This is a genomic window from Tateyamaria sp. (assembly GCF_059783535.1).
On the sequence record NZ_JBYNDP010000004.1, the window covers coordinates 1 to 14,595 of the forward strand.

Annotated in this window: 12 protein-coding genes and 1 pseudogene; 7 read left to right on the top strand and 6 right to left on the bottom strand. The window is 59.6% G+C overall.

What is annotated here, in order from left to right:
- Positions 1-793 (bottom strand): amidohydrolase family protein (locus AC6RA8_RS01490; RefSeq protein WP_500350359.1); only part of this gene is annotated, 793 nt, incomplete at its 3' end.
- A gap of 161 nt (positions 794-954) precedes the next feature.
- Here AC6RA8_RS01490 and AC6RA8_RS01495 point away from each other — a divergent pair.
- The gene (locus AC6RA8_RS01495; protein ID WP_500350360.1) at positions 955-1,710 is read left to right on the top strand and encodes a class II aldolase and adducin N-terminal domain-containing protein; all 756 of its coding nucleotides are present in this window, start codon (positions 955-957) and stop codon (positions 1,708-1,710) included.
- Between the two features lie 12 nt (positions 1,711-1,722).
- On the opposite strand, the gene AC6RA8_RS01500 is transcribed toward AC6RA8_RS01495, so the two are convergent.
- Complete coding sequence (locus tag AC6RA8_RS01500; RefSeq protein WP_500350361.1) at positions 1,723-2,802, bottom strand: Hint domain-containing protein; 1,080 nt, start codon at positions 2,800-2,802, stop codon at positions 1,723-1,725.
- Entirely contained in the window at positions 2,799-4,397 is a 1,599-nt protein-coding gene (locus tag AC6RA8_RS01505; protein WP_500350362.1) for a Hint domain-containing protein, read from the bottom strand. The genes AC6RA8_RS01500 and AC6RA8_RS01505 overlap by 4 nt, the downstream gene beginning before the upstream one ends.
- A 244-nt stretch (positions 4,398-4,641) precedes the next feature.
- Between AC6RA8_RS01505 and dapE the strand changes: the two genes are divergently transcribed.
- From dapE to rnr, 4 genes are read left to right on the top strand one after another with little or no spacing between them, the layout of a single operon-like run.
- Positions 4,642-5,787: a succinyl-diaminopimelate desuccinylase gene (gene dapE / locus AC6RA8_RS01510; RefSeq protein ID WP_500350363.1), complete on the top strand. Its 1,146-nt coding sequence runs from the start codon at positions 4,642-4,644 to the stop codon at positions 5,785-5,787.
- Positions 5,784-6,206 (top strand): GNAT family N-acetyltransferase, encoded by a 423-nt coding sequence (locus AC6RA8_RS01515; protein WP_500350364.1) that lies wholly within the window; start codon positions 5,784-5,786, stop codon positions 6,204-6,206. Before dapE ends, AC6RA8_RS01515 begins: the two co-directional genes overlap by 4 nt.
- Positions 6,203-6,772: a TIGR04282 family arsenosugar biosynthesis glycosyltransferase gene (locus tag AC6RA8_RS01520; RefSeq protein WP_500350365.1), complete on the top strand. Its 570-nt coding sequence runs from the start codon at positions 6,203-6,205 to the stop codon at positions 6,770-6,772. Before AC6RA8_RS01515 ends, AC6RA8_RS01520 begins: the two co-directional genes overlap by 4 nt.
- 31 nt (positions 6,773-6,803) lie before the next feature.
- Positions 6,804-9,059 (top strand): ribonuclease R, encoded by a 2,256-nt coding sequence (rnr, locus tag AC6RA8_RS01525; protein WP_500350366.1) that lies wholly within the window; start codon positions 6,804-6,806, stop codon positions 9,057-9,059.
- On the opposite strand, the gene AC6RA8_RS01530 is transcribed toward rnr, so the two are convergent.
- Positions 9,056-9,748 (bottom strand): glutathione S-transferase family protein, encoded by a 693-nt coding sequence (locus tag AC6RA8_RS01530; protein ID WP_500350367.1) that lies wholly within the window; start codon positions 9,746-9,748, stop codon positions 9,056-9,058. The genes rnr and AC6RA8_RS01530 overlap by 4 nt on opposite strands.
- A gap of 85 nt (positions 9,749-9,833) precedes the next feature.
- Between AC6RA8_RS01530 and AC6RA8_RS01535 the strand changes: the two genes are divergently transcribed.
- Both AC6RA8_RS01535 and AC6RA8_RS01540 read left to right on the top strand, forming a co-directional pair.
- Positions 9,834-10,553, top strand: a complete 720-nt coding sequence (locus AC6RA8_RS01535; RefSeq protein WP_189367043.1) for a helix-turn-helix transcriptional regulator — start codon at positions 9,834-9,836, stop codon at positions 10,551-10,553.
- A gap of 56 nt (positions 10,554-10,609) precedes the next feature.
- Positions 10,610-11,977: a lytic murein transglycosylase gene (locus AC6RA8_RS01540; RefSeq protein ID WP_500350368.1), complete on the top strand. Its 1,368-nt coding sequence runs from the start codon at positions 10,610-10,612 to the stop codon at positions 11,975-11,977.
- Positions 11,978-12,065: 88 nt separating this feature from the next.
- On the opposite strand, the pseudogene AC6RA8_RS01545 reads toward AC6RA8_RS01540, so the two are convergent.
- Positions 12,066-12,944, bottom strand: a pseudogene (locus AC6RA8_RS01545) (ABC transporter permease); the annotation flags it as partial.
- 11 nt (positions 12,945-12,955) lie between these two features.
- Positions 12,956-14,593, bottom strand: coding sequence for an ABC transporter permease (locus AC6RA8_RS01550; protein ID WP_500350369.1), 1,638 nt, complete (start codon positions 14,591-14,593; stop codon positions 12,956-12,958).
- Positions 14,594-14,595: the final 2 nt, after the last annotated feature.

Below are 14,595 nucleotides of genomic sequence, written 5' to 3' on the forward strand. Positions count from 1 at the left end.
CATACCACGCGCTGCCCAGCCGGATCATGGATCGCATGCCTTGGCGCATCCGGGCGATGGCATCGACTTCGCACGTTCCTTCGTGATCATCGGCCGGGCCACCGGCGACGTAGGCTGCAAAGTCAGGACCCAGATCAGGCGAGGCATAGTGGCCGCCCACTGTTTTACCCGCACGTTGGGTCGCGGCGACCTCGGCCAGCATTTGCGGATCGGCATTGGCCATACCAGGGAAATTCATCATCTCGCCCAAACCGATGATGCCGGGCCAGCCCATGGCCTCAGCCACATCGTCAGCACTGATCTCGTATCCCGTTGTCTCCATCCCCGGGGCCGAGGGCGCGCAGGATGGCATTTGGGTCCAGATGTTGACGGGCTGCATCAGCGCCTCGTCATGCATGAGGCGGACGCCTTCGAGGCCAAGCACATTGGCGATCTCGTGCGGGTCTGTGAACATGGTGGTTGTGCCATGTGGAATAACGGCGGCCGCGAATTCGGCAGGGGTCAGCATCCCGCTTTCAATGTGCATGTGCCCATCGCACAGGCCGGGGATCATGTAGCGGCCCTTGGCCTCAATGATTTCAGTGTTCGACCCGATCTGCGCGCTTGCGTCGGGCAAAACGCAGGCGATGCGCCCGTGTTTGATTGCAATATCGTGGTACGGCAACGCCTCGCGCGTGTGCACGTTCACCCAGATGCCACCGCGAATGACGATATCCGCAGGCGTACGGCCAGCGGCGACATTTACGAGATCGGGGGCAACATCGGGCCAGGACGGGAAAAGGTCATGTTCCATGTCCTAAATGATCAAGTTTCGCGGGGAGGTGCAAGAGGGGCCGCGCAGATGTTGTGAAACAGTCATTTCGACAGGCGGTGTTTGGCTGATGACATGACGGATTTGAGTTGAACGCTTTGGGGTGTGCGTGCACGCTTTGGCGCAAGCACAGGGAGAGCATCATGACCGTCACACAGATTCGCCCCAACATGGAAAATTGGCAGGAACGCGTCGATCTGGCTGCTGCCTTTCGCTGGACAGTCCGGCTGAACATGCACGAGGCAGTGGCAAACCACTTCTCTCTCGCCATTAATGACGATGGGACAAAGTTCCTGATGAACCCCAACCAGATGCACTTTTCGCGCATCAAGGCATCGGATCTGATTGTCGTGGATGCCAATGACCCGGAGAGCATGGAGGGGCCGGATGCGCCCGACCCGACCGCATGGGGGCTGCATGGCGGAATGCATCGGCATTGTGCCCATGCGCGCTGTGCCATGCATGTGCATTCGCCTTATGCCACCGCCCTTGCAGCCCTCGCTGACAGCACATTGCCGCCCGTCGATCAGAACGGGTGCATGTTTTACAATCGTGTGGTGGTTGATGGGGACTATGGCGGCCTTGCCTTTGAAGAAGAAGGCGAGCGCTGCGCCAAGCTGTTCGACGATCCCAAGAAGAAGGTGATGGTCATGGGCAATCACGGGATCATGGTGATTGGTGACACGGTGGCCGAAACCTTTAACCGGATGTTCTATTTCGAGCGGGCCTGTCAGACCTATCTGCTGGCGTTGCAGACCGGCAAACCGTTGCGCCTGATCCCGGATGAGGTTGCCGAAAAGACAGCGCAAGAGATCGAGGATTATCCGGAGCAGGACTTGCGCCATCTGGCCGAGTTGAAGGCCATCTTGGACGAAGAAGGATCAAACTACGCCAGTTGATCCCCCACCCTTCTAAGCTGCCCGCTGATCGACCAGCGTGATCGCCTCAAACGGGCCAAGAACCTGATGGATCGGCCGCGCGTGTTCGGGCAGCAAACGGCTTGGAATGTCGGCCAAGACACTGGCGTTCAGTCGTTCCGCATCACGGCGAATGCGCCCGATGTAAAGACTTTCGACCGCGCAACCGGCCGCCACGAGCGCTTCGTGACCGGGGAGGATGACCTGCACGTAGTCGGTCGTGCTACCGCACGTATTCCAGATCGCGGCGCGTCCGTTCACAAGGTGGCGCGCGGGCACAAGCACCGCTTCCTGCCCAAAGATGTATTCAACCTCTGACCCTTTCAGGACAAGCCGCTGTTCGGGTGCGACAACGATGTCGCGTTGGAGGCCGAAATAGGGTGCGCGTATCCGCACCGGGGCAAAGCTGCCACGTGCCGGGACAGTATGACGGACGGTGTGCAGAACGGGAACGATGTCGCCACTGTCTGTCACCACGGTGTCGCCACGTTGCAGGCTTTCTGCGGCGCGATAGCCGCCCGGCGTTGCAATGGGCGTTGCGGGGTGGAGTGATGGCATGGGGCCAATCGGCAGGATGTCATTGCTGATCGCGCTGAACAGCACCTCTTGCGACAGGATCCGCGCGGGATGGGCCAACACGATGTCACGCAGATCGTCCGTCAGGAAGGGCCGGGGCATGTGAACAGGGCGGCTGACGATGCGGTTGCCCTCGGGCCGCTCCAGCGCAAGCCGCCCCCACCCTTCGGGTGCGTTCCAGGCGTATGTGACCCGCAGCGTATGTGTCCGCCCGTCATTGACCCAGCGGATGGCGGCGTGGGTGATGTCAGTATTGTGTCGGTGCAACATCGCTATGCCACCGCCGGGTATGGCGCGAAACGACAGCTCGCGCGGCCACGGAAAGGGGTGTGCGATACCTAGCAGGTCGTGGGGACATTCATGCCCGGCCACCCGCGTTTCGAACACCAGCGTGCCGCGTTCCATCATCGGCCCGAGCTTTGGAACAGACGCCTCTTTGACAAGGCCGGTTTTTGAAAACCGGCCATCCTCGTGATCGTTGACGCCAATCCAGGTCATGCTGCAGCGCGCGTTTTGCGCCACAGGCCCGCTTCGTATCCGCGCAAGGTACGTCGGGCGGCCGGGCCATATCCTTCGCCCGTTTCCGGGTCGAGTTCAGGAAAGATGCTGCATATCTCTTCTACGATCTCGCGCTCGAAACTCTTGGTCGTCTGTGGGCCCGGCAGGAAGCTTTCTGTCGCCAACCCGCCTGAGAACACGACTTGGTGCCGGTCGAACATCAAGTGGACATAGGTGACGGTGCCACCTTCGCGCCGGGTGACAGAGCGGTCGTTGACCAGATCCTTGGCGGCCACCAGAACCTCTCGGTCGCCAAACAGAAGCTCTGCCAGGCTGTCGCGGATCAGCACACGGTGCAGCGGAGAAACCATGACATCATCATGCTGACCAAACGTGCCCGCCCGGATCAGGATCGGGGCATACTGATCCTGTGCTGCGACAGTGCGGGTTCCGATCCAGCGCAGAGGCTGCGGGCCGTCGTCCTGGGTTAGGACAAGATCGCCTTCGCTCAGGCTTTCGACAGGAACATCGCCATCGGGGGTCGAGATCAATGTACCTGCCACGAAGCAAGGGACAGAGGTGGCGTTGACGAAACCGACATCCGTGTTGGTGCCATCCGTCACCGTGTAGGTGAAGTTGAAGTCTTCTTCGTCGCCGTCACCAGCGACGGTCAGTTCGCCATTCGGCCCGATTGTGACTTCCTGACCGGTTGGAAGCGTGATTGTTGTTCCGATTCCTGTAACGGGGTCATAGGCAACCGGCTGGCCGTTGACATGAGTAATGGTCAGCGTGCTGCCTACGGGCGACACGTCATTGTCGAGCACGTTGAACGACGTCACGCCTTCGGGGAAAACATTCACGTCATCGCCAACGGCGACGAGTGATGTCTGAACCGAGTCGCCAGCAATCAGCAAGTTCGAGTCGAATTGGCTATCCGATACGTCAGCGATCCCAATCCGGATCGAGTTCACGACATCCGGGTTGACCACCATGGTCAGGGTCAGCGTGATCGTGAACCCGTCCATTTCAGTGTTGAACTGGTCACTCGAGTTATCGACGAACATGTTGATGTTGTTGGTGGTGTTGATGTTGCCGGGATCGGTGTCGCCATCCCCGACCTCCATTTCGACAAGATCACCGTTGACCCAGACGCCCACGAAATCCTGATAGATCGAGTTCTGGAATTCGGGATACTCTTCCGAGCTGAAGACGAACTGCATCGTCATCAGGTTTCCGTCGGGGATGAAGTCGACGTCCAGATACGAGGCGTCGAAGGTTCGGGCACCTGCGGCTGCGTTGAACTGCCCGTTGTTGTTTTGTCCTGAGGTGTTTGTCGATGTGTTTGTTGCCTGGTTTTCCTGACCGGAGGAATTGGTGAAATCCTCGGCATTGCCCGTCGATAGGATGACACCGGTGTCACTTGGGGTCACCCCGGGCGAGACGCTGTCCCCGTTCGAATAAATGCCTGCGCTGTCGATGTCGCCGGTATAGGACGATGACACCACTTGCACGCCGTCGCCGAAGATCGCGTTGGCCATGTCGGTCGCGTCAACGCCTTCGCGCACCGTTTGAATCGGAAGCTCTGCTGCCGGCATGTTTGCCCCACCCCAATAGTTGCGGACAGAACAAGCGCAGCGCACGCGGTTGATCCGCGCGTCTTGTGTGCCTTTTTATGCACTTGGGTGGCCGCACGTTGGCGACCGGACTGCTGATGCCCTGCCTCGGGTCATATTATTGCGACAACTCTAGCACAGGAATTTACGGCCTGTTAACTGTCTGGCTGGCGTAAGGTGTTCGCAACGCGTCCTTTTCGCCACATGCTTGCAAAAGGACTTACTCATGCAACCCGTTGATCCAGTTGCTCTGACCGCTGAACTTGTGCGCTGCCCGTCAGTGACACCCGAGGATGCGGGGGCCTTGGATATCCTGCATGATCTGCTGTCGTCGGCCGGATTTAATTGTACATGGGCGGACCGTGGGGGCATTCGCAACCTCTTTGCCCGGTTTGGCGCGAAGGGCCATGCGCGAACCTTTGGTTTCAACGGACACACGGATGTCGTGCCTATTGGCAATGCCGAGGATTGGACGATGCCCCCGTTCGGTGCCGAGGAACGTGATGGCGTCATGTACGGTCGCGGCACGACGGATATGAAATCTGGCGTCGCTGCCTTTGCTGCCGCTGCAATCGACTTTGTGACGGGCACCCCGCCCGACGGTGCAATCATTCTGGCGATTACTGGGGATGAAGAAGGGGATGCAGTCGATGGCACAACCGCCTTGCTGTCGCTTATGGAGACGGAAGGCGAGGCGATGAGCGTCTGTCTTGTTGGTGAGCCGACCTGCCCGGAGACGATGGGCGAGATGATGAAGATCGGGCGGCGTGGATCGCTGACGGCGTGGTTCACGGTGACAGGCGTGCTAGGACACTCGGCCTATCCGCATCGCGCCAACAATCCGCTGCCCCCGCTGATGCGCCTTATGGACCGGCTTGCAAGCCATGAGCTAGATCAGGGCACAGATCACTTTGATGCATCGACCTTGGCCGTCGTGACCGTTGATACGGGCAACCCCGCGACCAACGTTATCCCGGCGCAGGCCCGTTCGGCGGTCAACATTCGCTTCAACGACATCCATTCCGGTGACAGCCTGACCACGTGGCTGAAGGCGCAGGCGGACGAGGTGGCAAGCAGCTATGGCGTCGAGATTGATGTGACAGTCAAAGTGTCTGGCGAAAGCTTTCTGACCCCACCGGGGCCGCTGTCTGACCTTGTTGCCCGTGCGGTCGAGGCTGAGACCGGGGTGAAGCCTGTTCTCAGCACATCGGGTGGAACATCGGATGCGCGGTTCGTCAAAAACCACTGCCCGGTTGTCGAGTTCGGGCTGGTCGGTCAGTCCATGCATAAGGTCGATGAGCATGTGGGCGTGGCGCACATTCGTCAGCTCAAATCCATCTACACCCGCATCCTTGAGGATTACTTCAAGTGACATGGCAGATTGAACAGACCGACGATCTGGGCACGTGCCACGCACTGCGCCGTACCGTGTTCATCGAAGAGCAGGGCGTGAGCGAGGCGGAAGAGGTGGATGGCCGTGATGGTGATGCGCTGCATGTTTTGGCCTGTATAGGCGACGCACCGATGGGGTGCGCGCGCATCCTTGTGCAAGGATCTGTCGCCAAGATCGGGCGTGTCTGCGTCTTGAAGAAAGCGCGTGGCACGGGCCTTGGGGCTGCTATCATCGAAGCATGTCTTGAGGTTGCGCGGCGGCAGGATGGGGTATCGAAAGCCAAACTGGGTGCGCAGACCCATGCGTTGGCGTTTTATGAACGGCTTGGTTTTGAAGCCTTTGGTCCCATCTACGACGACGCAGGTATTCCGCACCGCGATATGGAGCGGCCGCTTTGACGCCCACTTTGGTGGTCATGTTGAAAGTCCCGCGACCGGGCCGCGTCAAGACGCGCTTGGGGCGGGACGTTGGAATGGTGGCCGCCGCATGGTGGTTCCGTCATCAGGTGCGCGCATTGTTGCGCCGGATCAACGACCCGCGCTGGCGGGTGGTGCTGGCCGTGGCGCCGGATCATGAAGGACTGCTGAGCCGTGTCTGGCCAAGTCGGTTCGAGCGCTGGCCGCAGGGTGGCGGAAATCTTGGCGACCGGATGATCCGCATGATGCGACGGGCGGGTGGTCCGGTCTGTGTGATCGGCGCGGACATCCCCGGCATTGACCGAATGCGTATTTCGAAGGCATTCGCCGCGCTGGGCAATCATGACGCTGTGTTCGGGCCTGCGCCGGATGGGGGATACTGGCTGATTGGCATGAAAACAGGCTCTAAAATGGGCAAATCCGCGTTGGACGGTGTGCGCTGGTCAACGGAGCACGCACTGGCTGACAGCCGCGTCGCCCTTTGTTTGCCCCGTGTCGCTCTGGTCGACACCTTGGCGGATGTCGACACGGTCAACGATTTGCCATGACGACCCCGGATGTGCGTGCTACCTCGAACGCATGAGCCGTATTCCCACAAAATCCGAGATACTGGACTGGATTTCCTCAAATCCGACCCTGACTGCCAAGCGTGACATCGCCAAGGCGTTCGGGATCAAGGGCGCTGCACGGATCGACCTCAAACGTCTGTTGAAAGAGCTTGAGGCCGAGGGGCATCTGGAAAAGCGCAAGAAGACCTATCAGGATCCGGACCGCCTGCCGCCTGTCAGTGTCTTGCAGGTTGAAGCGCCTGATGCGGATGGTGATCTGTTTGCACGACCGATGGAATGGCAGGGCGAAGGGGTTGAACCGAAGATTCTGGTCCTGCCCCGCGCATCTGATCCGGCGCTTGGCTCGGGGGACCGCATTCTTGCCCGCCTCACCTTGGTCAAAGAGAACGACCATAACTACGAAGCGCGCCTGATCCGTCGCATAGGCACCAACCCACGCCGCATATTGGGCGTGTTTCGCGCGGGCGCTGAGGGTGGACGTATCGTGCCCGTGGACAAGGGCAGCGACAAAGAATGGTCGGTCCCTGCTGGTGCCACCCACGGTGCCAAAGACGGCGAGTTGGTCGAGGCGGAGCAGGCTGGCCCCAAGAACCGCATTGGCTTGCAGCGCGCCCGTGTTGTGGAGCGGCTGGGTGATCCCTCAGCCCCCAAGGCGGTGTCACTGATTGCCATCCATGAACATGGTATCCCGGACGCCTTTCCTGACGCCGTGATTGCCGAAGCTGATGCGCAGAAGCCTAAGGGATTGAAGGGGCGCGAAGATCTGCGGGACATGCCGCTGATTACCATCGACCCGTCTGATGCGCGTGACCATGACGACGCATGTTACGCCCATGCCGATGACGATCCAAAGAACGAAGGCGGGCATGTCATCTGGGTCGCGATTGCGGATGTGGCCGCCTATGTCACGCCCGGTTCAGCACTGGACCGTGAGGCGAAGAAGCGCGGTAACTCTACCTATTTCCCGGATCGGGTTGTGCCGATGCTGCCGGATCGGCTGTCGGGCGATCTCTGTTCGCTTCACGAAGGCGTGCCGCGAGCCTGTATTGCCGTGCGGATGCAAATTGATGCGCATGGTGAGAAGATTGGGCACAGCTTCCATCGGGGGCTGATGCGGTCGCCTGCATCCCTGCACTACGAGGAGGTGCAGGCGGCAATTGACGGGTATCCGAATGAGCGCACTTTGCCCTTGCTAGAGCCTGTTTTGCAGCCTCTCTACAGGGCTTACGCTGCGCTGGTTGACGCGCGCAATCGCCGCCAACCGCTCGAGTTGGACCTGCCAGAACGCCAGATTGTGCTGGATGAGGACGGCACGGTGCGGTCGGTCGCTTTCAAGGATCGCCTGGATGCGCACCGCCTGATCGAAGAGTTCATGGTGCTGGCCAATGTGGCTGCGGCTGAGACGTTGATTGCAAAAAAGTCTCCGCTGCTGTTCCGGGTGCATGAGGAACCGTCGCCCGACAAGCTTGATAACCTGCGTGAGACGGCGCAAGCGGCGGGGCTGACGCTGGCAAAGGGGCAGGTGTTGAAGACTGCGCATCTGAACCGGCTTCTGGCGCAGGCAGCGGATACGGAAGATGCCGAGCTGATCAACATCTCGACGCTGCGGTCGATGACGCAGGCCTATTACAGCCCGCAGAACTTTGGGCATTTTGGCCTTGCTCTGCGCAGCTACGCGCACTTTACGTCGCCCATTCGGCGTTATGCAGACCTGATCGTGCACCGCGCGCTGATCGCGGCGCATGGCTGGGGTAAGGATGGGCTGACGCCTGAAGATATCGAGAACCTTGAGAAGACGGGCACCCATATCTCGGACACTGAGCGCCGGTCAATGGTGGCCGAGCGGGATACGACGGATCGCTACCTTGCTGCCTATCTGAGCGAGCGGGTGGGTGACGAGTTGGAAGGGCGTGTGGCCGGGATCGCCAAGTTCGGTATCTTCGTGAAACTGGATGATAGCGGTGCAGACGGTTTGGTGCCGATGCGGTCCATCGGGGCGGAATACTTCCACTTCGACCGCGAGGCGAACACGCTGATGGGGGCTGATACCGGCATGATTATCAGTTTGGGTCAGCGTGCGACCGTGCGTCTGGCCGAAGCAGTACCGGTGACTGGCGGCATCGCCCTGGAGCTTTTGTCATTGAACGGACAGGCATTGCCACGCGGCCGGCGTAGCCCGGCAGGTCGCAGTCCACGCCGCAAGCCTGCCAATGCCAAACGCCGGTCCGACAAGGCCAAGCGCAAGGTGAGCCGCAAGCGGCGCTAACCCAGCGCTGCTTCGACCCGTTTCATGTAGTCGACCAACATCACGTCCTGTTTGACGCGGCGCGACAGGGCCGTTCCGCCCGGCGTCGATGCCATGGCGCCCAGCATCGCGGCGACGCTGGCGTCTGCGGCACTGGGTTTCGATCCAAACAGGAACGGGCCGTGCCATAGGCGATCAGTGATCGCCAACAGATCTGGCTCAATCCGCTCGAGGCGCTCACCGGCAGTCAGGCGACCAAGCCCTTGCGCATCCATGCCGCGCAAGAGCATCCGGCGGATGCCACGGGTGATGAACTTGCGCAGAAACGTAGGTATTGCAGCGAAATATGTGTCTCTAACAAGGGGCCAAACAGCCTTGTCCCCCCAGCGGTCCATCACGACATGGAAGTACATGTGTTCTTCGGCCATGCGGATGAAGGCGCGCGATGTGGCGCGATCCAGATCGCTTAGGCCCTTGTCAAAATGAGCGCCGCGTTCTTCAAGCCAAGCGCGGATATTGTCGCTGTCGCCGATGATTTCGTCATCGACCCACAGTGCGGGTAACTTCCCCTTTGGCCAGTTGCGCGGATCAGCCGTGTCCTTGCGCTGCCAGGGCAGGCCAGACAAGTTGAGAAGGTAAAGGGCTTTGACGCAAAACGGGCTGCCACTGGGTTGGCCAAAGGCGGGAGGGTAAGTCACAAGGGTCAGCATCTTTCTCTCCTGTTCAATGAAATCTGAGGTTGAGATACCGATCCGTGCTGTCAGAAACTGGCAGCACATGTGATATGACTGAAGCATGACCAGAACACACCGTCTTTTCCAGTTGATGCAGACACTGCGTCGTTTGACACCCCCCATCACGGCACAATCACTTGCCCATGAAATGGATGTGTCACTGCGCACGATCTATCGCGATATTGATGAGCTGCGTGGCCTTGGGGCCGTGATTGATGGTGAAGCGGGCTTTGGGTTTACGCTGATCGAAGATGCTTCGTTACCTCCGCTTGGTTTTGAAGACGATGAGTTGGAAGCGTTAGTTCTTGGCCTGCGTGACGTTGCAGTCATTGCGGACCCGGCACTGGCCAAGGCAGCAACGTCTGCGCTGGCAAAGATTCAGGCCCGCGTACCGCCGAAACAGGCGCACCGGTTGAAACATGCCGTGCTGGACGCGCGTCGGTACTGGCGCCCTGATCCACCGCGCATTGATGTTGGCACGCTCAGGCAGGCGGCATGGGACGAGGTCAGCGTGCACTTTGCATATCAGGACGCCAAGGGCGATCAGACCGAGCGGACCGTCAAACCGCTGGGCATCGTTTATATGGAAAACACCAACGTTTTGCTGGCCTGGTGCCATCTGAGGGAGGACTTCCGGGTGTTCCGGTTGGACCGCATGGACGAGCTGTGCGTGACAGACCAAAGCTTTCGTCCGCATCGGGTGTCGTTGTTACGTGATCACCTCGCGCGCATCCGGGCCGAGGTGCACGAAGTGGCGAAGGACCGCGCCCATTTCGACTGAGACTTTGCCGGACGGCCGATTTTCGCTACATTAGGGAAAACGCGGCACAAGCGATTATGAGGCAAAACATGCGGTGGGCAGTCACCCTTTGCGCTGCGGGCAGCGCAATACTTCTTGCTGGAGCGGCAATCTCACAGGCCATTCCATCTTCGATCAGGCCGGAACATCGGCCTGTCGCAGATACAGTTGCCCGGTCACAAACATTGTCCCCGCTGGAGGTCGCAACCCTGACGGTTGTTCGCCCGCAACTGCGCCCGACTGCCTTGCAGGCATCATCCTCACTGGCGGTGGATACACCTGCTTCGAACGCAGATTTTCAGCGATGGATCAGGGATTTTAGACCACGTGCATTGGCGCAAGGCATCAGCGGAACAACCTTTGACCGTGCCTTTGACGGTGTGCGCTATGATCCTGACGTGATCCGGTTGGATCGAAACCAGTCAGAGTTCACCAAGACGATTTGGGAGTATCTGGACAGTGCGGTGTCTGACCGGCGTGTACGCAACGGCAAGCAGGCGGTGCGAGAGCATCGTGATGCGCTGGAGGCCATCGAGGCGCGCTACGGTGTTGCCAAGGAAGTTGTTGTTGCTGTTTGGGGTCTTGAGAGCAGCTATGGCACCATTCGCGGATCGAACGACGTTGTGCGAAGCCTTGCGACGCTCGCACATGATGGGCGGCGGGGAGAGTTCTTTGAAGGCCAGTTGATCGCGGCGCTCAAAATCCTGCAAAGCGGTGACACAAGCCCACGCAACATGACCGGGTCATGGGCTGGGGCCATGGGGCATACGCAGTTTATGCCGACATCCTATCTGGACCATGCTGTTGATTTCACGGGCGATGGAAAGCGTGACATCTGGTCGGATAATCCGACGGATGCGCTGGCCTCAACCGCTGCCTACTTGGCTGGGTTTGGGTGGATCAAGGGCCAGCCTTGGGGTGTCGAGGTGACGCTGCCGCGCGGCTTTGACTATGCGACGGCCAGCCGCAAGGTGACCCGCATGCCGTCGCAATGGGCCAATCTTGGGGTTGTTGGTGTCGATGGGCAGCCGGTGCCCGACTACGGTTCGGCTTCCATCCTGCTGCCTGCTGGTAGTCAGGGCGTTGCGTTCATGATCTTCAAGAATTTCGAGGTGATCGAGCGGTACAATGCGGCGGATGCCTATGTCATCGGTGTCGGGCATCTCAGCGACCGGATTGGCGGGGGGGCAGGCTTCAAGGCAGCCTGGCCCTTGCAGGATCGTGCTTTGACCTTTTCGGAACGCAAGGAAATGCAGCGCCGTCTGACGGCTGCGGGGTTCAGCACGCAGGGTGTGGATGGTCGGATCGGGCCGAAGACCCTGGAGGCCGTACGCGCGTTTCAGCAGTCACAGGGTGTGGTTGCAGATGGGTACGCGTCGCTAAGCTTACTGAACCGCTTGCGCTAATTCAAAGGCCGCTTCGCGACGCTATGTTTTAGGGGGCTCTGCCCCCGCCCTTTGGGCTCCCCCGAGGTATTTTCTGCCAAAAGAAGGTTTAGCCCGGTGACATGCCGCGCAGGCGTTCGCTGCGGCGGCGGAGGAGTTCGACGGTTGTCAGCAGGGCGATGGAAATCACTACAAGGATTGTTGCCACGGCGAGAATGGTTGGGCTGATTTGTTCGCGCAGGCCGATGAACATTTGCCAAGGTAGGGTTTTCTGGCTGGCGGATCCGACGAAGAGGACCACGACCACTTCGTCGAAGCTGGTGATGAAGGCGAATAGGCCGCCCGAAATTACGCCGGGCAGGATCAGGGGCATTTGTACGCGGAAGAAAGTGGTCACCGGCCCTGCGCCCATATTGGCCGCGGCGCGGGTCAGGGAGCGGTCGAAGCCTACCAGCGTCGCAGTGACTGTGATGATGACGAAGGGGATGCCCAGCACGGCATGGGCCAGCACCACTTTGACATAGCCCACAAAGCCTTTGTCGAGGCCCAATGTGGCCTCCATCCAGTTGCCGAGTTGGGCGTAGAAAAAGAACATGCCCGTGGCGGAGATGATCAGAGGCACGATCATGGGCGAGATCAGGATGGCCATGATTGTCCCTTTGAATGGGACATGGCTTTGGCTGAGACCGATGGCAGCGAGCGTGCCGAGGCTGACCGAGATGATCGTGGCGAGCGGTGCGATGATCAGCGAGTTCTTCAGTGCCAGTTGCCATTGCGGGTTGGTGAAGAAGTCTCGGTAGTGTTTGAGCGAGTATCCTTCGGGATCAAGCCGTAGCATTTCGGGCGTGAAGGTAAAGAAATCCTGTGCATTGAACGAGAGCGGCATGACCACGACGATGGGGGCCACAAGGAAGAAGAAGATCAGCCCGCAGATCACCCGAAAGCTGCAGTACCAGATGCGCTGACCCAGCGTGGCATATGGAGGAAGGCCCATGGTCGTTACCCCAGCTTGACGTTGTCGATGCCCACGATCTTGTCATAGGCCCAATAGAGCACCAGCACGGCGGCCAGCAGGATGGTTCCGAGTGCAGCGGCGAGGCCCCAGTTCAGCGATGACGAGATGTGGTAGGCGATCCGGTTCGAGATGAAGACTCCCTTGGTCCCACCCACGATTTCTGGCGTAATGTAGTAGCCGATGGCGAGAATGAAGACGAGGATCGACCCAGCCCCGATGCCGGGCACCGATTGCGGGAAGTAGACGCGCCAGAAGGCGGTCCAGTTCGTGGCCCCCAGCGACTTCGCGGCACGCAGGTAGCTGGGCGGGATCGTCTGCATCACCGAATACATCGGCAGGATCATGAACGGCAGCAGGATATGCGTCATGGCGACAATGGTGCCGAACTGGTTGTTGATCATGATCAGACGGTCACCATCACCGACCAGGCCGATCCAGACGAGGACGTCATTGATGACCCCCTGTTGTTGCAGCATGACTTTCCAAGCTGACGTGCGAACAAGAAGAGAGGTCCAGAACGGAAGCAGGACGAGGATCAGAAGAAGGTTCGCCTGTCGCATTGGCAAGTTGGCGAGCAACCACGCGATGGGATAGCCCAGCGCGATGCAGGAGAAGGTGATCAGCAGCGACATCCAGATTGTGCGACCAAAGAGGGTCAGCAGGATCTGTTTTTCCTCGGGCTGCCAAGCCACGCCATCCGGTGTCTTCTGAGCATCGACGGCATTCAGGAAGTAGCCGGAGGTGTATGTACTGGAATGCGTCTGAATTGTCTTCCAGACGGTTGCTCCGGCCCAGTCTTCGTCCATGTCGGCAAAGGCGGCTGTCATGGTCGGAACAGGCAGATTGGCTGCTTGTGCCTCGGCCAGCAGATCGGCGCCAGTGCCATCATACGCCGAAAGGTCAGCGGTTTTCAGATCCAGTGCCAAAGCAGTGGCCACGGCTTCCCACGGATCGCGGGTTGCAGGGCCGCGGCCTTGCTGCGTGGCCGTGTAAACCGCCCATGCCGTGTAGGCTCGCGTGGTGCGGGGCAGCAGATCGGAAATCGTGGCATTCGGAGCGAAATTGATGTCACCACTTGCAGATGCATCCGTCAGCGCAGCGACGCGGGCGCGCTGCTGGTTCAGCAGTGCGGTGTCAGCATCGCCCGTGGCATTGAAAATACCGTGCCATGTTTCACCGTCCTTCCATGCACCATTCAGCTTTTCGAGCGGTTTTTGAGTTTCCTTGCCAATGTCATCGAGTGCCCGACCGGACTGGCGGAACAGAGACGAGACACCGGTCTGTTCATAGTTGAGACGTGTTCCGAGCCGTGTGTGGCGCTTGGCTTCTGCCGCGAGAAACATGTCGAAATACATCGCTTCGTAGACAGGTTCGCTGGGGGGCGTGCCGGAGTTCGGATTCCAATCTGCCAGCGCCTCAACTGTCATGGGAAGCGTGTTTCCGACAATCTGGTTTTCGACCGATCGAAACAGCATGGACGCGATGGGTACGATGAATGTGATGAGGACAAAAATCAGGAGCGGTGCGATCAAGCCCAGCGCCCGCAGTTTCTGGCGCCGCAGGGCGCGCGCAAGGCTGCGTTTCAGCGGGGTGCCGTCAGCGGCAAGCATCATCTCGGCCATGG